The 24088-nt window shown below is 42.4% G+C and carries 14 protein-coding genes; 5 read left to right on the top strand and 9 right to left on the bottom strand.

Translation table 11 applies throughout. The annotated features are described in order from the left end of the window. Positions 1–145: 145 nt before the first annotated feature. The 3 genes from IMPJCBKJ_RS03090 to IMPJCBKJ_RS03080 all read right to left on the bottom strand — a co-directional run bounded on the left by IMPJCBKJ_RS03090 (position 146) and on the right by IMPJCBKJ_RS03080 (position 5638). Positions 146–2824 (bottom strand): M14 family metallopeptidase, encoded by a 2679-nt coding sequence (locus IMPJCBKJ_RS03090; protein ID WP_166338744.1) that lies wholly within the window; start codon positions 2822–2824, stop codon positions 146–148. 139 nt (positions 2825–2963) lie between these two features. Next, positions 2964–5210, bottom strand: coding sequence for a S46 family peptidase (locus IMPJCBKJ_RS03085; RefSeq protein ID WP_240920986.1), 2247 nt, complete (start codon positions 5208–5210; stop codon positions 2964–2966). A 185-nt stretch (positions 5211–5395) separates the two neighbouring features. Then, entirely contained in the window at positions 5396–5638 is a 243-nt protein-coding gene (locus IMPJCBKJ_RS03080; protein WP_138616187.1) for a DUF465 domain-containing protein, read from the bottom strand. A gap of 226 nt (positions 5639–5864) precedes the next feature. Here IMPJCBKJ_RS03080 and IMPJCBKJ_RS03075 point away from each other — a divergent pair, with 226 nt between their 5' ends. The 4 genes from IMPJCBKJ_RS03075 to katG all read left to right on the top strand — a co-directional run bounded on the left by IMPJCBKJ_RS03075 (position 5865) and on the right by katG (position 13316). After that, entirely contained in the window at positions 5865–6494 is a 630-nt protein-coding gene (locus IMPJCBKJ_RS03075) for a response regulator transcription factor (protein ID WP_054552760.1), read from the top strand. Continuing rightward, positions 6481–8040, top strand: a complete 1560-nt coding sequence (locus IMPJCBKJ_RS03070; RefSeq protein ID WP_166338742.1) for a histidine kinase — start codon at positions 6481–6483, stop codon at positions 8038–8040. Before IMPJCBKJ_RS03075 ends, IMPJCBKJ_RS03070 begins: the two co-directional genes overlap by 14 nt. A 119-nt stretch (positions 8041–8159) precedes the next feature. After that, positions 8160–10913: a prolyl oligopeptidase family serine peptidase gene (locus tag IMPJCBKJ_RS03065; RefSeq protein WP_166338740.1), complete on the top strand. Its 2754-nt coding sequence runs from the start codon at positions 8160–8162 to the stop codon at positions 10911–10913. Positions 10914–11102: 189 nt separating this feature from the next. Beyond that, on the top strand, positions 11103–13316 hold the full coding sequence (katG, locus tag IMPJCBKJ_RS03060; protein ID WP_138598815.1) for a catalase/peroxidase HPI: 2214 nt from the start codon (positions 11103–11105) through the stop codon (positions 13314–13316). Between the two features lie 259 nt (positions 13317–13575). On the opposite strand, the gene IMPJCBKJ_RS03055 is transcribed toward katG, so the two are convergent. Then, positions 13576–14760, bottom strand: coding sequence for an NAD(P)/FAD-dependent oxidoreductase (locus tag IMPJCBKJ_RS03055; protein ID WP_166338738.1), 1185 nt, complete (start codon positions 14758–14760; stop codon positions 13576–13578). 323 nt (positions 14761–15083) lie between these two features. Here IMPJCBKJ_RS03055 and IMPJCBKJ_RS03050 point away from each other — a divergent pair, with 323 nt between their 5' ends. Then, positions 15084–17219, top strand: coding sequence for a S8 family peptidase (locus IMPJCBKJ_RS03050; protein WP_054552770.1), 2136 nt, complete (start codon positions 15084–15086; stop codon positions 17217–17219). A gap of 76 nt (positions 17220–17295) precedes the next feature. Here the strand turns inward: IMPJCBKJ_RS03050 and IMPJCBKJ_RS03045 are convergent, their stop codons facing one another. From IMPJCBKJ_RS03045 to prlC, 5 genes are all read right to left on the bottom strand, one after another. Further along, on the bottom strand, positions 17296–17769 hold the full coding sequence (locus IMPJCBKJ_RS03045) for a peroxiredoxin (RefSeq protein ID WP_054552771.1): 474 nt from the start codon (positions 17767–17769) through the stop codon (positions 17296–17298). Positions 17770–17876: 107 nt separating this feature from the next. After that, on the bottom strand, positions 17877–19802 hold the full coding sequence (locus tag IMPJCBKJ_RS03040) for a methyl-accepting chemotaxis protein (protein WP_166338737.1): 1926 nt from the start codon (positions 19800–19802) through the stop codon (positions 17877–17879). A gap of 117 nt (positions 19803–19919) precedes the next feature. After that, positions 19920–20675, bottom strand: a complete 756-nt coding sequence (locus tag IMPJCBKJ_RS03035; protein WP_138599257.1) for a class I SAM-dependent methyltransferase — start codon at positions 20673–20675, stop codon at positions 19920–19922. A 43-nt stretch (positions 20676–20718) separates the two neighbouring features. Beyond that, complete coding sequence (locus tag IMPJCBKJ_RS03030; RefSeq protein ID WP_054552774.1) at positions 20719–21897, bottom strand: response regulator; 1179 nt, start codon at positions 21895–21897, stop codon at positions 20719–20721. 107 nt (positions 21898–22004) lie between these two features. Next, entirely contained in the window at positions 22005–24056 is a 2052-nt protein-coding gene (gene prlC, locus IMPJCBKJ_RS03025) for an oligopeptidase A (RefSeq protein WP_138616173.1), read from the bottom strand. Positions 24057–24088 lie beyond the last annotated feature (32 nt).

Here is a 24088-nt window from a genome sequence, read left to right as displayed (position 1 = left end):
TTTCTCTCCTGAAAAACTAAAAGCCCGCCCTTTGCCCTGCGGGCTTTTTTATTTCATTGTTCACTCCCTTTAGAGCTTTACTCTATAAAACTTTACCCACAAAAAAGCCCGCAACGTCAGCGGGCTTTTTAATTAGGCCTTTAGCTTACTGAGCATGTGCTGCAGCGCGGAAAATCGTGTTAGCTAAAAGTACATTCATGCCCTCAAGGTAGGCGCGGTAGGTTGGTGATTGTGTAAAGCCTATTACCATGCCTTTGCCTTGCGGTTGATGAACAAGCAATGGCTTATACGCAAGCTGTGCTTTATTTTGCTGCCACAGATAACCACTTGCTAGCACATCATCTTTACCTGTAAACCACGCTAGGTTTTTACCTGAGTTCAGTTTTATAGGCGTGTAAATATCATTACCGTAAGCTACCGCAACAAGGTCTTTATCAACCCCAGCGGTTAACCAGTGCTCTTGGTCTACTTCAACATTAGCAAGTACACCGGCTACATAGTCTGGCGATGTATGTGGCTCAATGCTCGCTGCTTTTAAATCATCGCGAGAAGCGAATAACTGCCCTGCCACTTTACTGCTTTTATCATCGCTGCTGTCGGCTTTATCTTCTCGGTAAGCTTGCTCGCGTTTAACATCTAACAAACCGTAATCAGCGTTGGTGGTAAAACGGTTAGCATTACCGAGGGCAATCAACACGCCACCTGCTTCAACCCAGCTTTTTAAATTAGCCGCGCCCGATTTACCGAGTGCTTGCTCGTAATTACCTTCTGGTAAAATAAGCACTTGGTAATCACTTAAATCAGCCCATGCAAGCATGGGTGTGCGAATAGCTGTCACCGGGTAGCCAAGCTGTCTTTCGATAACAAAACGAGTGTTACCGGCGCTTAGCTCTCGAGTGGCTGCATCCCATGCAATCGCCACTTTTGGTGCTACCATAGGCACTGTTTTGTTACTACCAAAGCTTGGGCCTTCAATCACCCAACTTGAATCAACACCATCAACTATTGCACCAGTTTGCTCGGCAATTTGGCTAATTTTAGTCAGTAAGTCTCTATCGTTTAGGCGCTTTTCGATTACTAAGCTACCCGCTGGGTAGTTAGTTTTATCACCTAATACAAATGCTTGGTCAGCACTTTTCAGTTTAATGCCAGCTTGCAGTGCTGCTGTTAAAAAGCGTGCTGCGGCCGTATCACCCCATGCAACAATATAAGCCACTGAGGCTTCTGGATTATTCACTTTACCAAGCAATGTGTCGTCGGCCTGAACCGCTTTACTATCTGCGCTAACTGCGCGACCACAACTATCGCTATCAACATTAAACATCATCGGCAGTGACCAACCTGTGACATCGTAAATTTCATCACCTAGGTTACGAGCACGGCGTCTTTCTTGCTCTTTTACAAAAGCCTCTGCCATATCTACTTGGTCAGTAAAGGTGGTACGTACAAATACCCCGCGTGGCTGTGCAGTATCAATAAAATAGCTGCCTGCTTTGTACTTAACGCCACAGGCTTTGAAGTCTTCAGTTGCTTGTTTAACTTCAACACCATGTTCAGCCATTAAGGTTGCGAGTCTATGAGCGCCTTCACGGTTACTTTGTTTAGGTAAGATATAAACACGCTCTTTGCTATCTTTACCCGAATCAATCGCATCAACTTGATATTGATAAAAGTCACCTAGTAGTTTTTCACGTTGATTGGCAGCCCCTTCGGCAGTCGAAATTGAGGCCACAAACTGACGCTTTACAGTATTAAAATAGGTGAGTAGTTCACCGGTGTTTTTCTCAAAAACATGGCCACGCGCAGAGCCTACTTCGTAAGTTGATGCTGATGCACCATAAAAAACAGGCCAGCTATCACCGTAGCCTGGGTAAAAGGCATCAAAAATTTCACGGGTAAAGTAATCAAAGCCAAACTCATCAAAATATTTCGCATGATTTTGCCCAATCGCATCCATGTTGGCGATTTGGGTTTTCGTCATATGCGGATTAAATGGCTGAGCAGCCGGTGCAAAGTAGTAAGATTGGTCGCCGCCCATTTCATGAATATCAACCACTACTTGCGGTTTATATTTATTGATTGCAGCCACTCTGCCTTTACTTTCAGGCTGAGTAAGCGCTAACCAATCACGATTCATATCAAACAAATAATGATTTGTTCGGCCTCTTGGCCACGGCTCATTATGCTCTGCACTTAACCTATCTGCACTGTGCTCAAGGCCCACGGTCGCATAATAACGAGTAACAAAGCGCTCACGGCCATCAGGGTTTTGCAATGGGTCGATAAACACCACGGTGTTGTCTAAAATTTTGCTGTTAACGGCATCATTCGGGGCTGCTAGTAAGTGATATGCAGTGAATAGTGCAGCATCGGTTGAGCTAATTTCATTACCGTGCACGGCATACTGAAGCCACACAGACGTCGGTAAATTTTTAATTAGCGACTTAGCTTCTTTTTCAGAGGTGATACGCGGATCAGCCAAGGCTTGGGTATTATTAGCGAGGGTTTCTAATGAGCGAATATGCTTCGCTGTGCCAACCACCGCATAAACCAGTTCACGACCTTCCCAGCTGTTTGCGTACTTAAACACTTTAATACGATCTGGCGCAGCTTGTTCAAGGGCGCTTAAATAACGACGCATATCGTTGTAATTGGTAATGCGCTCACCTACATCGTATCCAAGTACTTGTTTAAATGTTGGTATTTGCTGATTATAAGCCGTGCCCGGCCACATTGCTTCGGTATTCGCTGCACTGGCATTAAAGCTTGCCGTTATTGCCACAACACTCACTGAAATGGCTTTTATTATTTGTTTGGCGCTCATTATTTTTCCCAAGTAAAAGTATCTGCTTTGTACATTACAAAAGTATTGAAAATAAACAAATTAAAAACGTTAGATTGGCAAAAATTAAAGACATAAAAAAACCGCAGCAATTGCTGCGGTTATTTTCAAAATAGCAAGGCTATTTAACTAAGGTCATTTCATCAAGTAGGTAACCTGCGTTATCAACTTCTTCCATTAACCAAAGCATGTATCGAATATCAACGTGAATAGCACGGGTGATTTTGGCGTTAAAGTACCAATCTTTGGTGATTGATTCATAAGTCGAGTCAAAATTAAGACCCACTAATTCACCTTTACCATTCATGACTGGCGAACCTGAGTTACCCCCTGTGGTATCAGCGCTACTTAAAAAGTTGACTGGTACTGAGTTAACTTCAAGAGGTTTAGCCGCTTGTGATTCACAACCAAAGCTGAATAAGCTACAACTTACGCCTGGTAGACCTAAGTCACCACGGTAATACGCGCCAAATGCTTGCTTTTTGTATGCTTCAAGTACTTTATCGGTAACAACAAATGGTTTTTCACCTGTGTGTTTAGCCACTAAACCACGTAGTGATGTAAATGGCGTTTTATACACAGCATCTGCCGCTGGGTAACCATCAACTTGTGCGTAGCTTACGCGTAATGTGCCATTTGCATCTGGGTAAACTGGCTTACCTTTAGCATTATTGAAAGCGATCACGGCTTGCATATACTGCGGGCGAATTTCTGCTAAACGACCCGCCATTTCTTTTTCGTCAGCTTCTTGTGCCATGTTGGTATCGTATAGAGCAACAGCTAACCTTATGAATGGGTCGTTTGATGCTTCAAACTCTGCGACAGATTTACCAATCCAGTTAACACGTGCTTCTACATCTGTAAGCTCTGTATTAGCATAAAAAGAAGCAATAATCGCATCAAGTTCAGCTTGTGTTGTGGTATCTGTAATACCTAAGCCGTCGTTTAATGCCGCAACTTGCGCTGCTTTATCTTGCGCTAAATAGTTACCTAAGTAGCTTAACCATAAGGCTTTATCGACTTCAGGCGTAAACTGTTTTTGTAAACGCTCTAAACGCGCTTTAAGCATAGGAAGATCGCGCTCTTGATAACCCATTTCGCGCTCTGCATTTGGTTTTTCACTTTCTTTAGCTAAACGATATAAACGAATTGCCGTGCTTAGTAAGTCTGCGCGTTTTGCATAATCAAAGTAAAAATGGCTTTGTTGCTGTGCATGTGCTTCAACTAATAATGACTTTAATGCGTGATATGAATCTGCGTATGCTTTACGTTCTGCACTTTGTGCAAACCAAGCGAGGTACTCTTGCTCTTGCGCAGCTTTAATACCCGGAATATCCGTTACTTTAAAGCCATCTTGTAAGCCTTCCAGTTTCTTTAAACGGTTGTTAGTGCTTTTTACACGAGAGGCATATTTAACTTGTGCTTGCTCATCGCCTTCGCTCTGCTTGGCGATTACGTCTAGGGTCATGTTATAAGTATTAAGCAATGTTGGGTAATACCAACTCGCAGAATAATTTACTTCGTCTGCAAGCTTATAGCGGCTAGTTCGACCCGGGTAACCGGCCACCAGCACACCATCACCTAAGCTTACGCCGCTCGCATTCACTTTTAAGAACGACTTTGGCTCATAAGGTACGTTATCTTCGCTGTAATCTGCAGGCTTACCATCTTTACCAACGTAACCACGTACAAAGGTAAAATCCGCCGTGTGACGTGGGTATTCAAAGTTATCAATGTCGCCACCAAAGTTACCCAGCGCTTCTGCTGGAGCATACACTAAGCGCACATCTTTGATCATCAGTTGTTTGATCATGAAGTACTCTAAGCCATGGTGAAAATCACGCACGGTACAACGGTAGTTAGGATCTGACTCACACTCGCTGATCAAAGCTTTGCGATTTGCTTGAATTGCTTCATAACGCGCTTTGCCGTGTAGTTCTGCAGGTAAGTTACCCAGTACGCGCTCAGTAACATCATCCACTTGTTCAGTTACATACAAACGCTCTTGCGGGCCTGCTGGTAGCTCTTTTGACAAATCAGCTGCTAAAAAGCCTTTTTCAATTAAGTTGTTTTCTGGTGTGCTGTTATTTTGAATCGCGCCATAAGCACAGTGATGATTAGTTACCGCTAAGCCTTTTGGTGACACAAATGACGCAGAGCAATAGCCTAAACCAACCACTGCATTGAGTGGATATTGGTTAAGATCTGCCACTTGTGATGCAGGTAATTCGATACCAACGCGATCAAACTCGCTTTGTAATTGTTTTAATTGATGCGGTTGCCACTGCCCTTCATCAGCGTGTGCGCTACCGACAGCGACAACACCCATGAGTGCTAATGAAGTAGTAATCATATTTTTTTTAGTCATGTTAATCCTAGTCAGTGCAAAGCACTATTCCATTGTTGCCTTAAAAAATCGCGCTAAGACTACCATAACCTTGATTGACTCAAGACATATTGCGATTAAATACAATTGGAGAGTAAAAATAGAGGGGAGAAAAAGCTCCTACCGTAAGAATGCCGTAAGCAGGAGCATTAGCTTCGATTCAATTATTAAGCATTGGCTTTTAAAAAGTCATAAAGTTCATCTTTAAGCACGGCGCGTTGTTGCTTTTTTTCATGCATATCTGCATCTTCAATCGGCGAGTTTTGCAATTCAAGCTCACGAATTTCTTTATCCATATCATCATAACGCTGCATGGTTTTCTTGAAATGAGCATCGTGTTTTGCAAGGCTGTGGATTAGTTCATTAAACTCAGGGAATTCATTCAATAACGAGTGTTTCTCACCTAACATGGGCAACTCCTTTGGCTAGAATTTCAGTTCAATTTCAATGTATCACCCTAACATACAGAGTCAATGTCGCAACCTTGTCCAAGATCAATAATACAGCGATTCATACAAGTTTCTGAAACTCATGGAGTAAGCAACAAAGAAGATGTAGTTCGCACAAAATTCTAAGAATTATTCCTAGACATAACCATTTGAATTAGAGATATAATCAAATTTGATGGAGGGAAACATGCGTATTGGTATTATTGAAGATCACCAACTAGTAAGGGATAGCTTTAAAAAGTTACTAGAACTACAACAGGAGTGGCAGGTAATAATTGAAACCTGCACGGTTAGCGAGGCTAAACTTGCCGTTGAAATTGAACAACCTGATATTTTTATAGTTGATATTTCAATGCATGAAGGAGAAACTGGCCTAGCATTTTTAAGCTACTTAAATAGTTACTACCCTGAAATTAAAACAATTGTTGCCTCCATGTATGACTACGAGCCTTATGTAAGCAACGCTCTTAGCTTGGGCGCGCAAGGTTACGTCTCTAAACGTTCAGCATCAGAAGCCTTAATCGACGCTGTCAATTCTGTAATTAAGGGCGGCAGGTATATAAGTGAAGATGTGAAGTTTAACTATAAAGACCCTTCTAATAAACTCGCTTTACTAACACCAAGAGAAAAGGAAGCTTTACCTCTATTTGCAAAAGGGCTTAACGCAAAACAAGTGGCGCAACAGTTAGACATGATGCCTAAAACTGCTCATGTGCATAAGGCTAATATTTACCAAAAACTTAAAGTATCTAACTCGTTCGATTTACTCAAAATTGCAATAGATAATGGACTCATTGCGCTTGATGAACTGGCATAATTTTCCTTTCGTGAATGTATCTGTAAACCAAGCTTTTGCTGAGTTTACAAAACAAGCTCTAGTCGCTGTTATTTACTTTGTTACCTTATGCTTTTCTTCTTGGGTAAGTAATCATTTAGAAACGGTGGCGCAAAGTAGCGCCATATTCTTGCCTGCGGGAGTTAAGCTCGCTTTTTTTATTATCTTCCCAATTAGGTTTTGGCCAATTCTTTGGTTTAGCTCAAGGCTTTATGCTGCTTATATCGGCATGTTTTATAACGATGCTTGGCACTTCGATTTATTACATGGCTTTTGGCAAGAAGCTACCTACATGATAATAGTACACTGCTTTAAAGAAAGTCGTTGGCCACCCAAGATCGATGCTAATACCGGCGTTATCTCAATCGTTTTGTTGGCTACTTCAACAGCCGCTATCAAGTGGTTTTTGTTTGCTAGTGCTTTTGAGTTCACTACATGGTTAGCTGGTAAGCAGTTATTACAATACCAACTCAATATGACCCTAGGTGATTTAACGGGGACACTACTCGTTGCGCCAATATTGCTAAGTATTAAGGCAAGCTATAAACATAAAATTACGCTAAACAACTATTTACTCGTAATTGCGCTGTTAGCCCTGACCATAGTTTACCTTGCAGCCTATATACATAAGCCTGACCTATATTCTCTGCTACGCTTGTTCTCTTTACTGCCAATTCTTTGGTTTTCTTATAAGTTTGCTACAACAGGTGCTATTTTGAGTGCTTTACTCAGCAATAGTCTAATCGTTGTACAGGCAGGCATCCAACAAGATGCAACGAATACTTATATAAGTCAGTTATTTATCTTAGCAAACTCAATTACTGGGCTTTTAATTGGTACTGCAACAAATGAACTCAAATTAAAAAACGCTGAATTACAACAAAGCAATGAACAACTTTCTCAATTACTTGCTAAAAACAAACAACTTGCAAAACGGATGGTTACAATCCAAGAAGACGAGCGCAAATATCTGTCTCAAGAATTACATGACGAATTAGGGCAAAATCTCACAGCGCTAAAAACAGATTTAGCAGTATTATCACTCTCACAACAAAACAGCAATAATTCAATCATTGCTACCCTTAGAGAAAATGCCAAAGCTATGTATGACTCTGTGTATCAAATTATGCATCATTTGAGACCGAGAGAGCTTGACGAGTTAGGCCTTGAACACGCTCTAAAAAATGGCAAATTAAAATCCCTATTAAATAAAGCTGATATCGAGTATCAAACGAACTTAGATATCAACAGTACCTTGGCTGATGAACACCAAACGGCTATTTACAGAATCTGCCAAGAAGCTGTTACCAATTGCATTAAACACAGCAGCGCCTCACAATTATTAGTTCAGTTGAGTGTAAATAAACAAGCCATAGATCTCATAATTAAAGATAATGGTGAGCAAGTGCGTAACAACGCAGAATCTGGTGGCTATGGCCTTTTATTTATTGAAGAGCGAGTGCTTGCTTTAGGTGGTAAGTGTAGTTTTGACACGCAGGGTGGCTTCACTATTAAAGTATCTTTTTAACTTCATGTATTAGAGTTACGTAACCAACGTGATAAATATGCGATTTATCGTTTCTACTCGAATTGTTTATTAAAAACGCTACACTGGGTGCGTCAATTTAAAAACAACGAGAAAGATGAATGAAAGCGCAATTATCACTTTTGAGCTTAGCCTTGGTGACAAGCCTTGGTAGTGCACAGATTAGTGCGAAAGAAGCTCTGCAATTTAAAGACGTGTTTGATTTTAAATACGCAAAAGGCACCCAACTTTCTGAAGATGGCCAAATTCTTAGCTTTAGTGCCGACCCTTATCGCGGTAATGCACAAGGTCAGGTTTATACATTAAACAACAACACCCTACTAACTAGCGTTGAGCGCGGTACTCGCCCAACTATTAATAAAGCAGCAAACTGGGTGGCTTTTACTCAGGTACCAAGCTTACTTGAAAAAGAAACCACCAAGAAAAAAGATGAGCTAAAGAACAACCTTGTTTTAGTGAATACTAAAAGTGGTGAGCAACAGACCTTTAACGATGTAAAAGACTATGTATTATCGGATGATGGTGCATGGCTTGCTTACCGACTCGATAAAAAAGCAGATAAAAAAGACAGCGAAGAAAAAGACGAAAACAGCAGCGAAATCAAGCCAGATAAAAAAGATAAAAGCTTTGATTTAGTGCTTGTTAACCTTCAAGACAAAACCACGCACACTCTCAACAACGTATTCAGCTATGCGATGAGCAGTACCGGTGAGCAGTTATTAGCAAGCCAAAGCTACAGTGATGGTGCCGACAACCAAGTTGTATTAGTTAATCTTAATAATGACTTTAAAACTAGTGTGTTGATCGATGAGCCAGGTGTTGTGGCAAACAAAATTGCTTGGCAGCCAAACAGCAATACCGCAGCGCTGTTAATTGGCAATTATGTGAATGATGATACACGCCGTCGTGACCACAGCTTACAGCTTTTACAAAACGGGGCGCTTTCAACTATTAATTCTGCAGATAGCAGCTGGACTATTGGCAAAACAGCATCGCTAAAATGGTCTGAAGATGGTGCTCGTTTATACTTTGAAAACCACCCTAAACTCGCTGCAAAAGTTGCCCTAAAAGAATACAAAGATGAAGCCTCTTTATATGATTTCGATACCATTCGCGACCAAAAGGGCCTTAACGTTTGGCACAACAAAGACGCTGAAATTAAGCCTCGCGAAGAGCAGCAATGGAACAAAGCGAATAAGCTTCGTCATTACCAAGCGGTATATCATGTAAATGGTCAGCACGTTGTGCAGTTGAGCACACCGAACATGCCAGAGGTTTCGCTTAATACTCATCGTGAAGCGCTATTAGGCTATTCAGACCGACCTTACCTAGAACGTGTTATGTATGGTGGTTTTTACGCAGATTATTTCAGTGTTGATGTTAAAACCGGTAAACAAACCGCTATCGTCAGCGACTATCCGTTTAGACCAAGCCTTGCGCCAAATGGTCAATTTGCAGCATTTTTCCAAGACAGCCAAGTACAGCTTAAAGATTTAGGTAACAACAAGGTTTCAACCTTATCTAAAGCAATTAACGCTATTTTTGCTGATGATAAACATGACTACCCATCACCTCAGCCGGGTTATGGTTTTGCAGGCTGGTTAAACGACAGCAGCCAAGTACTGGTTTACAGTAAATTTGATATTTGGGCTTTTGATGTCGCAACACAAAAGGCAACGCGCCTAACTCAAGGTAAAGAAAGCAATACCCAATATCGTGTTATTAAACTAGATAAAGACCAAGTGGGCTTTGCCAAAGACGAAACATTATTACTAAGCGCAACCAACCTGCAAGATAAGCAAACTGAAATTGCAAAACTTGATTTAACAAGCAATAAAGTAAGCAAAGTACTTTCGGGTAAAAAGCGCTATGATGTAGTTAGAAAGGCGAAAAATGCCGACAAATACCTATTCACAGCGCAAACATATCAGCAATTCCCTGATTACTACCAAGCTGATTTTAGCTTCAAAAAGCCACAGCGTGTTACCAACCTCAACCCACAAATTAGCAACTTTGCATGGGGCGAAAAACCTGAGCTTATTAGCTATAAAGGGTTTGATGGTGAAGATTTACAAGGCGTATTAATTAAGCCTGCGGGCTACAAAAAAGGCGATAAGGTGCCAGTGGTTGTGTACTTCTACCGCTATATGAGCCAACGCATGTATGACTTCCCGAAAATGGAATTAAATCATCGTCCTAACTTCCCGATGTTTACTTCAAATGGTTATGCGATTTTCTTACCTGATATCCGTTTTGAAATTGGTCATCCGGGTAAATCGTCAACCCAAACGATGATCAACGCCACTCAAAAGTTGATTGATTTAGGCATTGCTGATCCAGATAAAATTGGTTTACAAGGTCACTCATGGGCAGGCTACCAAAGTGCCTTTATGATCACGCAGACAGATATGTTTAAGGCGGTTGTATCGGGTGCGCCAGTATCTAACATGACCAGTGCATACAGCGGTATTCGCTTAAAATCAGGTCTTGCTCGTCAGTTCCAATACGAAACAGGGCAAAGCCGCATTGGTAAAACGTTATTCGAAGCGCCAGAGCTATACATCGAAAACTCACCGGTGTTCTTCGCTGATAAAGTGAATACCCCAATCCTGATTATGTTTGGCGACAAAGATGATGCTGTGCCATGGCACGAAGGTGTTCAATACTACCTAGCACTTCGTCGTGCGGGTAAAGATGCCACCTTCTTACAATACGAAGGTGAACCACATCACCTGAAGAAATTCCCTAACCAAGTGGATTTCTCAGTACGTATGATGGAATATTTTGATCACTACTTAAAAGGCAAACCAGCCGCTGAGTGGATCAAAAACGGCGTACCCTTTATTGAAGAATAAGCAACAAGCTGAATTTAAGCTTACTGCACACCTCCCCTAGAGCCAGCATTTTCGCTGGCTTTGTTCTATAAAATCAATTAAACCATCTGTTTTTTCGATTTTATCAATCGATTTAAACCCCAGTTTGTAAGTGGAAAGTTAACCTGAACAAATCTATATTTCACCCAACTTCTAACTGGAGACTACACAATGTTTAAAAAATCAACGTCAGCTTTGTCTAAAGTAGCTGTTGCGGTATCACTGTTGGTGGCAACAGGCGTACAAGCTACAAACGACATCAAATCAAACCAATTCTGGTGGCCAGAGCAATTAGATCTTAGCCAACTTCGTGCCCATGGTGCAGAGTCTGATCCTATGGGTCCTTACTTTGATTACAAAAAAGAATTCTTAAAGTTAGACCTAAACGCAGTGAAAGCTGATATTGAGAAAGTATTGACTGATTCTCAAGATTGGTGGCCTGCTGACTACGGTCACTATGGTCCATTCTTCATCCGTATGGCGTGGCACGCATCAGGTACTTACCGTACGTTTGATGGTCGTGGTGGCGCAGGCGGTGGTCAACAACGTTTCGACCCGCTAAATAGCTGGCCTGATAACGCAAACCTTGATAAGGCACGTCGTTTACTTTGGCCTATAAAACAAAAATACGGTCGCAGCATTTCTTGGGCTGACTTGATGGCGTTAACAGGTAACGTTGCGCTTGAATCAATGGGCTTCAAAACCTTTGGTTATGCCGGTGGTCGTGAAGACGATTGGGAACCAGATTACGTATACTGGGGCCCTGAAGGCAAAATGTTAACTGACGAACGTCGTGACAAAAAAGGCAAACTTAAAGGCCCATTAGCGGCAGTTGAGATGGGCTTAATCTATGTAAACCCAGAAGGCCCTCACGGTAACCCTGATCCACTACTTGCAGCAGACGACATCCGTTTATCATTCGGCCGCATGGCAATGAACGATGAAGAAATCGTTGCACTAATCGCCGGTGGTCACAGCTTTGGTAAAGCACACGGTGCGAAAAAAGCGACCTGCTTAGACAAAGAGCCTGCAGCAGCCGGTATCGAAGAGCAAGGTTTAGGTTGGAAAAACAAATGTGGTAAAGGTCACTCAGAAGACACTATCACTTCAGGTCTTGAAGGTGCATGGACAGTGACACCAACACGCTGGTCAATCAACTACCTACAAAACTTATTTGCTTTTGAATGGGTTAAAACTAAGAGCCCTGCAGGTGCGACTCAATGGATCCCTGAAAATGGTCAAGCGTCTAACCTAGTGCCAGATGCACACATTAAAGGTAAGCGTCATGCGCCTATCATGTTCACAACTGATATCGCGTTAAAAGCAGATCCTGAATTCCGTAAGATCTCAGAGCGTTTCTTAAACGACCCGAAAGAGTTCGAACTGGCATTTGCTAAAGCATGGTTCAAACTAAACCACCGCGATATGGGCCCACGTGCTCGTTACCTAGGTGACCTAGTGCCAGAAGAAGTATTAATTTGGCAAGACTACATCCCTGCGGTTGATCACAAACTAGTAGACAGCAAAGATATCGCATCACTTAAAGCTAGCATCTTAGATTCAGGTTTATCTGTATCTGAACTAGTGCGTGTTGCTTGGGCATCAGCAGCAAGCTACCGCGACACAGATATGCGTGGTGGTGCAAACGGTGCACGTATTCGTTTTGCTCCGCAAAAAGATTGGCCGGTAAACAACCCGAAAGAAGTGGCTAAAGTACTTAGCAAACTTGAGAAAATCCAAACTAAGTTCAACAAAAAAGCATCTGGCGGTAAAGAAATTTCACTTGCAGATATGATTGTTCTTGGTGGTGCGGCTGCAATCGAAAAAGCAGCAAGCGACGCAGGTTTCTCTATCGCAGTACCGTTCAAGCCAGGCCGTATGGACGCGTCATTAGAAATGACTGACGTTGAATCATTCGAAGTACTTGAGCCAACAGCAGATGCGTTCCGTAATTACTACAGCTCAGCATGGAAATCACCGGCTGAAATGTTAGTTGAACGCGCTGATTTACTAAGCTTATCAGTACCAGAAATGACTGCACTACTAGGTGGTATGCGTGCCCTTAACGCGAATACTGACCAAACTAAACACGGTGTATTCACGAAAAAACCTGGCACATTAAGCAACGATTTCTTCGTTAACCTATTAGATATGTCAACGAAGTGGTCTAAGTCTTCTGAAGAAGGTGTTTACGAAGGCCGTGACCGTCAATCAGGCAAACTTAAGTGGACAGCAACACCAGTAGATTTAATCTTCGGTTCAAACTCAGAGCTACGTTCAATTGCTGAAGTGTATGCCTCTGACGATGCTAAACAGAAGTTCGTTGATGACTTCGTAGCAGCGTGGACTAAAGTAATGACGCTAGATCGTTTCGACCTACGTTAACCCTATATCAATCGTGTTAAGTCGATTGGTATCATATTTTCGCAACCAACAAAGCCGCTAAGTTAGCGGCTTTTTTATTTCAAATCGAGTTATTAGAGCACTTTGAGATTTACAGGCACTCGAGTTCAGCTTATTACTCAATAGCATGAAGCCACCGTAACATTAGATGTAGGTCGCCATTTATGGCGTCATAATAAACGCGCTAAAGCACGACCTACAAGCAAGTGCTAACCTAGCAACTAGCAGCTAGAAACTTAAATCAACAATACTGCCCTGCTGCAAAGCCGCAGCTCCAGGCGTATTGGAAGTTGTAGCCGCCTAGCCAGCCGGTGACGTCAGTGACTTCGCCGATGAAATAAAGGCCCGGTGACTTTTTCGCTTCGAAGGTTTTTGAGCTTAATTCGTCGGTGTCTACACCGCCAAGCGTTACTTCGGCTGTTCTATAACCCTCTGTGCCGTTGGGTTTAATTTGCCAATTGTGAATGTAGTCATGTAATGCGTCGATTTGCGCATGGCTTAGTTGGTTTACATTGCAATCTGGGATCGCTTTCGTGTCGTGCAGCATTTCAACAAAACGTTTTGGTAAAATTGTCGCAAGGGTATTTTTTAGTGACTTTTGCCCTTGGCTTTGACGCCAAAGCTCAAGCTGCTGCTTTAAATCGAGCTCGGGTAACAAGTTGATGTACACAGTTTGCCCTGCACGCCAAAAAGAGCTGATTTGTAAAATAGCTGGGCCCGAAAGGCCACGATGTGTAAACAAGATGTTTTCTTTAAACTGGGTGCCATCTTTACTGGTAACCAGACAAGGAATGCTGATCCCCGATAACCCATCAAAGCGATCTTTATCATGCTGGTGCAACGTAAATGGCACTAATGCCGCCATGGTTGGTAGCACTGCTAAACCAAATTGCTCTGCAATTTTATACCCAATTGGTGATGCACCGAGCTTAGGCATGGTTAATCCGCCCGATGCGACAACTAACGACTCGCATTGATAGCTATCTTGCTCGGTAATAACTTCATAACCCGCATCGGTTTTTGTCACGCTGAGTACTTCGTTACGCAGCGCTATGTTAACACCTGCCCACTCACACTCAGTTAAAAGAATGTCAACGATATCTTGTGCGCTGTTATCACAAAATAGCTGACCCAGCGTTTTATGGTGATACGCCAAGCCGTGACGGTCCACCAGCTCTATAAAGTCATGTTGGGTATAACGGCTTAAACACGATTTTACAAAGTGAGGATTGCCACATAAGTATTTGTCTGGGCTTGCATTTTCATTGGTGAAGTTACAACGCCCGCCGCCGCTGATTAATATTTTACGGCCCGGCTTCTTGCCCATATCAAGCACAGTAACATTGCGACCACGGTAGCCTGCTTGTGCAGCGCACATCAAACCTGCGGCGCCGGCGCCAATCACAATTACATCTACTTGGGTCATTAATCATACTCACTAAAAAAATTTAGCTGATTATAACAAGTTATTGTCGTCGCAGTGTTAACTCAGAGATGTTTTTACAAAAAAGATAAATCCAAAAAACGAAATAAAGCAAAAACTCAAAACCATAAAATTATAACTTTATTATGAGAAAACAATCAAAAAACACCATAAAAAGACTGATTTAGACGTCTATACATTTGGTTATAACCAAAATAGAGACAACCATAATAAAACGATATTTTAACCAAATTAACATATATTTTACCTTTGTCCCCCTTCACGAAAAACATCGTGGAGATTTACATAACAATCTAGGGATCATTATGACAACTAACAACAACTTGAAGAAATGCGCAATTGCACTGAGCTTGACTGCGTTGTTTGGAACAACAGCAGCTATGGCTACTCCAGATCAACTTATGTCACCATCTATGCAGGAAACTGCAGCTAAATTACAAGGCCAAGAAGGCTTCGGTACTCAATTTATCATCAAGTATAAAAACAATAGTGATGAAATGATGACCATGTCGGCAGCAGAACAAACGCCGACTATGATGAACAAAAAAGCAAAAGGCTTTATTAAAAACTTCAGCAGCAAAAAAGGTAAAGTAAAAGCACAATACGTTCGTGCAATGGCGATGAGTAATCACCACGTAATGCGTGCTGATAAAAAACTATCAGCTGAAGAAACCCAAGAATTTATGCAAGAAATGGTCGCTTCTGGTAATGTTGAATACATCGAAATCGACCAAATGTTAAAGCCGTTTGCGACGCCTAACGACCCTCGTTATGACGACCAATGGCACTACTACGAGCAAGCGGGCGGTCTTAACCTTCCTACTGCTTGGGATACAGCAACGGGTAGCGGTGTCGTTGTAGCGGTACTTGATACTGGTTACCGCCCTCATATTGATTTAAATGCTAACATTCTTCAAGGCTATGACATGATCTCTAACGTGTCTGTAGCGAACGACGGCGGTGGTCGTGATAGCGATGCACGCGATCCGGGTGATGCAATCAGCGCTAACGAATGTGGTTACACACACAGTGCACAAAGCTCAAGCTGGCACGGTACACACGTTGCGGGTACTGTTGCAGCAGTCACTAATAACGGTGAAGGTGTTGCCGGTGTTGCTTACAACTCAAAAGTAGTGCCAGTGCGTGTACTTGGTAAATGTGGTGGTTTAACTTCTGATATCGCTGACGGCATCATCTGGGCATCGGGTGGTTCAGTTTCTGGCGTACCAGCAAATGCTAACCCTGCTGATGTTATTAACATGAGTTTAGGTGGTAGCGGTTCATGTAGCTCAACAACGCAAAATGCAATCAATCAAGCGCGTAACAACGGTTCTGTAATTGTAATCGCTGCAGGTAACGACAACGATAACTCTGCAAACTACAACCCTGGTAACTGTAATGGTGTTGTAAACGTTGCATCTGTTGGTCGTAACGGTGGTCGTGCATACTACTCAAACTACGGTAGCAACATTGACGTTGCAGCACCGGGTGGCGCACAAAGCTTTGCGAATGACTCTGAAGGTGTGTTATCTACTCACAACTCAGGCTCTTCAAGCCCTAGCAGTGATTCATACCACTACTCACAAGGTACATCGATGGCAGCTCCACATGTTGCGGGTGTCGCAGCATTAATCAAACAAGCTAAGCCATCAGCAACACCTGATGAAATCGAAAGTATCTTAAAATCGACAACTCGTTCTTTCCCAGCAACATGTACTAGCTGTGGTACAGGTATTGTTGATGCGGCAGCCGCGGTTGCAGCAGCCTCAGGTACAACACCGCCACCACCAACGGGTAACGTATTAGAAGATGGTCAAGCACTAACTGGTTTAAGTGGCTCTGCTAGCAGCCAAACTTTCTACACAATGGAAGTTCCAACAGGTGCGACTAACGTAACCTTCACAATGAGTGGCGGTTCAGGCGATGCTGACCTTTACGTTCGTGCAGGTAGCGCACCAACAACATCAACCTATGATTGTCGCCCGTATAAAGGCGGTAACAACGAAGTATGTTCTATCGATAACCCAACAGCAGGTACATACCATGTAATGCTGAATGGTTACTCTGCATACTCAGGTGTTAGCCTAGTAGGTGATTTAACAACTTCTGGCGGTGGTTCAGGCTCAGGTTCACCACAAGCAGGTGGTGGCACAGTAACAGATATCTCTGCAAGTGCAGGCCAATGGAAGCATTACACTATTGATGTTCCTGCCGGTATGGCAAGCTTTACAGTAACGACATCAGGCGGTACTGGCGATTCAGACTTATTCGTTAAGTTTGGTAGCCAACCAACATCATCAAGCTATGACTGTCGCCCTTACAAAAACGGTAACGCAGAAACTTGTACGTTCAGTAATCCACAAGCAGGTACTTGGCACTTAAGCTTAAATGCTTACCGTACTTTCTCGGGTGTTACACTGGATGCGCAATATCAACCTTAATAGTTGATCTCCTAAGTCACCCCCAGGGACTTTCAGCCGGACTTACGTCCGGCTTTTTTGTATTTATGAATTGCTATTAAAGCTTTTCTAGCACAGCTTCAGCGCGGCTTACTACAAACTCTTTGTCTTGTTCAACAAACAGCCCTGTTACAGTTTGGTTTTCAACGATCATTGCATAACGCTTAGAACGTATACCACCAAAACCAGCTGTGTCTTTATCTAAACCAAGTGCTTTGGTAAAACTTGCATCACCATCTGCTAACATACGAATATGCTCAGCGTTATGAGCTTCACCCCATGCTTTCATTACAAATGCATCGTTCACCGATACACAGTAGATTGCATCAACGCCTTTAGCAGTAATTTTATCGGCCAGGGTAATAAACTCAGGTAAGTGAGCATTAGAGCATGTTGGTGTAAATGCACCCGGCACGGCAAACAACACTACTTTTTTATCTGCAAATAATGCCTCTGTTGTTAAGGTTTGCATGCCTTCGCTAGTTAATTCACTAAGGGTTGCTGTAGGTATAGTTTGGCCTTGTTCGATCATCGTAATTCCTTGAAAGAAAATAAGAGTACAGAGTATATACCTAAAAAATTGAATACAGCATGATTTTAAGGACAAACAACGTAAACCATTGCTCGCCCTTTGGAGGGTTATAAACCTAAGCTGGCTTTAATGGTATGCATTTGCTCTTGTAGGCGATGCTGAATATCACTAACCAGAGAGTTTGATTCGCTTACCTGCCCTTTCATGCTTTGCATTGATTGACTGAAGTTTTCGAGTAAGGCGTTTTGCTGTTTAGCCAGCTCCATAGCATCAAATGCGACCTTATTTGCATCTTGCGCGTTGCCAGCTACGCCTTCGGAGTTACGTTTAAGTTCTTGGGCATTTTGTGTTTGTAGCTCGGCATCATTAGCCAGTGCGCTAATTTGCTCCGATACCATGGTGGAGTTTTCACTTAAGCGGTTTAACTGATTGTTAATATCATCAAGTGACCCCTGCGTTTGTCTGGCAAGTTTTCGTACTTCGTCAGCGACCACCGCAAAGCCTCGGCCATGCTCACCTGCACGCGCCGATTCAATCGCTGCATTCAGTGCTAATAAGTTTGTTTGCTCAGCAATATTTTTAATCACCTCAATAACTTGACCCACATCATCAACGCCTTTTAATAGCTCTTTTAAGCTATCTAGGCCTTGCTCAACGCGTTCTTCAGTACGAGAGCTTGCGGTTAACATGCTATCTGCAAAGCCTAGGCTCTGCTCCATCGCACCAAAGGTTTGTTTGGCGTTATCAGCAACTTGACCATTGATGTTATTAACCTGTTCACCAATGTCTTGAATATCAGTAAGTAAACTTTGGTTTTGTTCAACCTGAGAGTGGCTAGCATCAGTTTGCTGGGCAATCGTATGTAAGTGCTCGCTCATCTCTAGCATAAAGTCATTAATAACCTTAAGCATTTGTGCTCGTTCTTCTGCTTCACCACGCTGGCGCTCAATCAATTGATTAAAGTAATGGGCAATTTCACCGACTTCAGTTTTCGGATTTTTACTCTCAATGTTTTTAAGCTCATTACTCTCAATTAAGAAAGCAAAGCCATCACGCAATTGACGCAGCGGGTTAAGCACTTGGTTACGCTGTACGAAATACACACCAGCTGCTAAAACCACCAGCATGCCAATGGCTACACAAAACACGATAAACACTTGCTGCTTAAGGTCGCTCTGTTCATCTTTTAGCTTTTGCTCTGCACCGAGCACCGTTGTAGACAAGGCGCCTATTTGCTCGCGCAATGCTTGCATGCCGGTTTGACGCTGCTCTGCTTGCTCAAGAGTGGATGCTAAATCACGTGGGAAGCGTTTGGGCCAGCTACTTAACTCAGCTTTTATGTCACCGGCCAAATCTTCTGCTTCTTCGCCAAAAAATAAAGCGTCTTCATCCACTTCGCTCATTACACCTAAATTTTCGAGTTTATCGATTTTAGCCCCAAGCGCATTTAGGTTTTCAACACTTTGATTAAGGCTGTTTTTAGTGTCTTGATCAAAGTTGATCACTAACTTATAAGTGTACAAAGCAAGTGAAGTGACTTCGCTGTAGTAGTCAGCAGCTAGTTGGTAATACTCAAGTGCAAGCGCTGTTTGCGGCTCGGCTTTACTTGCATAGCCAATTAATGATGAAGCTGAACCTGCCATTTGTCTTAACGAGTTATCAAGCAGCGCCATTTCGTTACCAGACAGCTTACCTAAAGCGCGGTACTTACCATTGATGTCTTTATCGAGTGCTGTTAGCTGGCTATTAAGCTGACTTGCAAGATCACTAGGCAACTTAGCTAAATGCTGCTTTTTAACATCACTTATCAGCGTAGAAGCTTTATTTAAGTGTTGGCTGTCACCTTGTTCTAAATAATCATCAAGGTAGCTTTTTAAATCAATAATGATGGTGTTTTTTAGCTTGTTATAAGCGTTATCTTGTTGCTCTAAACCGAATAAGGTTTGACTTGCCCAAAACAGAGTGGCTGCTAATAAAATACTAGCGAGAGTAAGTAAAACGGCCAATAGCCGAGTAAATGATGACACGCGCATAAACGATATTCCCAAGTAACGTTGCGCGCGTAGAATATTAACCTTTTATGACAATATGATGAAATACCACCATAAATAACTACACGAAAAAACCATACACATCCAAAAACATTAGATTTAAACCATTGCCGCTTTTACATATACATCAAAGCGGTTCTTTTTGGTTTTGATTTGCATACTCGGGGTTTTGTCATTTAAAAATGGCGCGTAATCAGGGCGCTTCACAACCACTCGCTTACTAGCAAGCGGATAAGCAAACTCTAATAGATCATCGGCATCGCTATCTGAGCCCACAAGCTCTTGGAATACTCGCATTTCTTTTTTAACGAGGGCTGATTTTTCACGATGAGGAAACATAGGATCTAAGTACACAACATCAGGAGTATCACTACACTGCGCCAGTAACGTATGACTAGAGCCAAACACTAAGCTCATGTTTTCTTTCATCCAAGGGCCAATTTCTGCATCGTTATAGGCGCGTTCTAGGCCATCAAATAATAGCGCGGCAACTACTGGATGGCGCTCATGTAAAATCACTTTACAGCCTAGTGATGCCAGTACAAAGCCATCACGACCAAGGCCTGCGGTGGCATCAAGAACCACTGGTGTGGCACCTTTATTTAACCCTACAGCCTTTGCTATAGCTTGCCCTTTACCTCCACCAAACTTACGGCGGTGAGCAGCAGCACCCGTTACAAAATCAACGTGGATTGCACCCAGCTTAGGTTCGTCCTTTTTTTTCAAGCTAAGACCTTGGTCGTCATAATGAAGCGAAAAGCCCGCATTCTGCTCAGCCCACTTAGCTAAACCAAAACGCAACTCTATTGCATCTAAATAAGGACGCATTTCTTTAAAAGGACAATGAATTACCACACAAAACTCCGAGCTATATTAATCGGCGTCAGTATAGCATGGCTTAAAATAGCTCGATATCCGTTTGTGAAGTGACATCTTCAGTGTGACTAGGCTCTGCCATTTTTTGTAAACTGGCGAGAAGATCACTACGCGCTTCAATAATGTGTTTTAACTGATATTTTATAAACGCTAAATCATCATTGAGCGAAGAAAATAATAACTTAGTCTGCTCTAGTTGCTGTAGATGAAAAGTTACTTCATCACTACTCGACAAATTGCTTTGTGCGACTGACTTATTTAACTCATCCAATTGCGCAGCTAGCTTTTCAACTGCTCGTTCGCGTGAATCACTGTTTTGATACATTTGTTGAGATAGTTCATTAAAGGCATTCCCAATTTGCTGTGCCTGAGTCAGTGCCCGCTCATTAATTTCCATATCTTGAACTTTTGCGTTTGTGACTTCGAGGATGTGCGGGAATAAATCTTTATAACGACCATAAAGTTGGGCATCATCAAGTGGCATGTTTTTGACTAACATTGACACTTTAGGGTAATTAATAATGGTGCGGTGGCTAAAATCAACAAAGCGATTCGCATCACGATGTTTTTCTAGTAACTCCTGCTCTAAAGGACATACTCCACCTTCGGCACAGCAAAACACGCCGACATCGTGATACCAAAACGCCAGCACGACATCAAGCTCCATCGGGTTAAAAAACTCAAACATATGCTCAGATAACGCTTTGATATCATGCGCATGATAAGTCTGCCCAACGTAGCGCATGATGCGTCCCATATCACCTGAATCTGTCATCGCTATTTCGGCGGTTATTTGCGCTCGCTCAACGTCACTGGTTAATTTTTTTGAATGCTGGCGGTACTGATATAACACACGAATTCGTGCCATCAGCTCTTCAGCATTGAATGGTTTTACAATGTAATCAGCTGCACCTGCGTTATAGCCTTTTACACGGTCTGGTAAGTCCGCTTTACCCGATAAAAACATCACAGGAATATCTTTAGTTTGCGGGTTAGCTTTTAATTCGTTACACACCTCGTACCCTGATTTAGCAGGCATTTCAACATCAAGTAAAATAATGTCTGGGCTGTACTTTATCGCCTGTCTTAATCCTTCTTCACCATTTTTAGCATGGATCAACGTGCAAAAGCCCGATAGTGATTCTTCAATCACATGATGGACATACTTATCATCATCAATGGCTAATACAAGTTTTGACATACTTAATTCCTGCAACTGTTTTTAAAAAGAATAGTACGCAAGATTGAATTTGCTAAGAATTATTAATAAAAAAGCGCCTTACGGCGCTTTAGTTTAAGTAATGTGTATTATGCTGCAATACCACTATGTCTTAATAGTGCATCAACTTGTGGTTCGCGTCCGCGGAACTTTTTAAATAGCTCCATAGGCTCTTCGCTCCCCCCTTTTTCTAAAATGTTCTTTAAGAAAGCTTCGCCCGTTGCTGGGTTAAAAATGCCTTCTTCTTCAAATTTAGAAAACGCATCGGCCGAGAGTACTTCAGCCCATTTATAAGAGTAATAACCTGCGCTATAACCGCCTGCAAAAATATGGCTAAAGCCATGCTGGAAACGATTAAACGCTGGCGCTTTAACAACAGCCGTTTTACTGCGTACCTCATCAAGTGTTGCTTGAATATGACATGGCTCACCCGCTTTGTAAGTATGGTGAATAGTAAAATCAAACAACGAGAACTCAAGCTGACGCAGCATTTGCATACCTGATTGGAAGTTCTTCGCCGCAAGAAGTTTATCTAGTAACTCTTTTGGTAATGGCTCATCTGTTTCGTAATGACCCGAAATAAAGCTCAGCGCTTCTTCTTCGTAACACCAGTTTTCAAGGAACTGGCTTGGTAACTCAACCGCATCCCATGCAACACCGTTAATACCAGCAACTGGCGCAGCATCAACTTGTGTCAACATATGGTGAATACCATGACCAAACTCATGGAATAACGTAGTCACTTCGTTATGCGTAAACAAAGCAGGCTTATCACCCACTGCTTTATTAAAGTTACACACTAAGTACGCAACAGGGGTTTGTAATTCGCCGTTTGCACGTACTTTTCGACCCATGCAGTCATCCATCCAAGCACCACCACGCTTGCGATCGCGGGCATATAAATCTAGATAAAAGCGACCACGTAACGTGTTGCTGTTATCGTAAATTTCGAAGAAACGTACATCAGGGTGGTAAGTATCAAACTCTGTCACTTCTTTAACGCTAATACCAAATAAACGATTAACTGTAGTGAATAAGCCACTTAGAACTTTATTGGCTGGAAAATATGGGCGCAGCACTTCATCAGAAATCGCGTACTTCTCTTGCTTGAGCTTTTCGCCGTAGTAAGCGTAGTCCCATGCAGCCAGTTCCGTCACACCGTGCTTATCTTTTGCGTAAGCTGTTAGCTCAGCAAGCTCTTGCTCTGCTTGTGGCTTAGACTTAGCAGCTAAATCTTCTAAGAATGAGAAAACTTGCTCTGGCGTTTCTGCCATTTTAGTCGCCAATGACATGTCAGCGTAGCTGTTAAAACCAAGTAACTCGGCAAGTTCATGACGCAGAGCAAGCTCTTCGCTCATAATAGCTGAGTTATCAAATTCACCGGCGTTAGGGCCTTGATCAGAAGCACGCGTCACAAACGCAGTGTAAAACTCTTCACGTAACTCGCGATTATCAGCATAAGTCATAATGGGTAGGTAAGATGGAAAATCTAGCGTGAATACCCAGCCTTCTAGCTCTTTGCTTTTAGCTGTATCAGCACCCAGGGCTAACGCAGACTCTGGTAAACCAGCCAGTTCGCTTTCATCTGTAATATGCTTTTGCCAAGCAAGAGTTGCATCCATTACATTGTTACCAAACTTAGAGGCCAGCTCAGATAAACGCGCACTGATTTCGCCATAACGCTTTTGTTGTTCAGGCTTTAAGGCAATACCAGATAGCTCAAAATCGCGCAGTGCATTAGTAATGGTTTTTTGCTGGGCAGTCGTTAGTGTTTTAAATTCATCACTGTTGTGAAGCGCGTTGTAAGCATCGTACAAACCTTGATGCTGACCAACAAAGGTTGAATACTCAGATAACAACGGCAAACATTGCTCATAGGCTTCACGTAACTCGTCGTTATTAACGACAGAATTCATATGTGATACCGGTGAAAATAAGCGTGATAACTTGTCATCAGCTTCTTCAAGCGGAAGCACCAAATCATTCCATGTGTATGATTTGCTTGCCAGTACCTCATCTATTTTGGTACGACACTCAGCAATCGCCGCTTTTAATGCTGGCACTACGTGTGCTGGTTTAATTTTAGAAAACGGCGGTAGCCCTTCTAAACCAATGAGCGGGTTATTTTCTGCAATTGTCATTTTCGTTCTCAAATTTTATGCGAAGATGATTT

It is taken from the genome of Pseudoalteromonas sp. MB47 (genome assembly GCF_011319765.1).
Lineage (GTDB): Bacteria > Pseudomonadota > Gammaproteobacteria > Enterobacterales > Alteromonadaceae > Pseudoalteromonas > Pseudoalteromonas simplex.
Note: the sequence above shows the minus strand (reverse complement) of the source record. Positions and strands in the feature narration are given on the sequence as shown.

Excerpts from the sequence above, each read along its gene's own strand:
- IMPJCBKJ_RS03050 (WP_054552770.1), top strand. The coding sequence starts at position 15,084 with ATGACAACTAACAACAACTTGAAGAAATGCGCAATTGCACTGAGCTTG.
- IMPJCBKJ_RS03075 (WP_054552760.1), top strand. The coding sequence starts at position 5,865 with ATGCGTATTGGTATTATTGAAGATCACCAACTAGTAAGGGATAGCTTT.
- IMPJCBKJ_RS03045 (WP_054552771.1), bottom strand. The coding sequence starts at position 17,769 with ATGATCGAACAAGGCCAAACTATACCTACAGCAACCCTTAGTGAATTA.
- IMPJCBKJ_RS03040 (WP_166338737.1), bottom strand. The coding sequence starts at position 19,802 with ATGCGCGTGTCATCATTTACTCGGCTATTGGCCGTTTTACTTACTCTC.
- IMPJCBKJ_RS03080 (WP_138616187.1), bottom strand. The coding sequence starts at position 5,638 with ATGTTAGGTGAGAAACACTCGTTATTGAATGAATTCCCTGAGTTTAAT.
- prlC (WP_138616173.1), bottom strand. The coding sequence starts at position 24,056 with ATGACAATTGCAGAAAATAACCCGCTCATTGGTTTAGAAGGGCTACCG.
- IMPJCBKJ_RS03065 (WP_166338740.1), top strand. The coding sequence starts at position 8,160 with ATGAAAGCGCAATTATCACTTTTGAGCTTAGCCTTGGTGACAAGCCTT.
- IMPJCBKJ_RS03085 (WP_240920986.1), bottom strand. The coding sequence starts at position 5,210 with ATGACTAAAAAAAATATGATTACTACTTCATTAGCACTCATGGGTGTT.
- IMPJCBKJ_RS03070 (WP_166338742.1), top strand. The coding sequence starts at position 6,481 with ATGAACTGGCATAATTTTCCTTTCGTGAATGTATCTGTAAACCAAGCT.
- IMPJCBKJ_RS03090 (WP_166338744.1), bottom strand. The coding sequence starts at position 2,824 with ATGAGCGCCAAACAAATAATAAAAGCCATTTCAGTGAGTGTTGTGGCA.
- katG (WP_138598815.1), top strand. The coding sequence starts at position 11,103 with ATGTTTAAAAAATCAACGTCAGCTTTGTCTAAAGTAGCTGTTGCGGTA.
- IMPJCBKJ_RS03030 (WP_054552774.1), bottom strand. The coding sequence starts at position 21,897 with ATGTCAAAACTTGTATTAGCCATTGATGATGATAAGTATGTCCATCAT.
- IMPJCBKJ_RS03055 (WP_166338738.1), bottom strand. The coding sequence starts at position 14,760 with ATGACCCAAGTAGATGTAATTGTGATTGGCGCCGGCGCCGCAGGTTTG.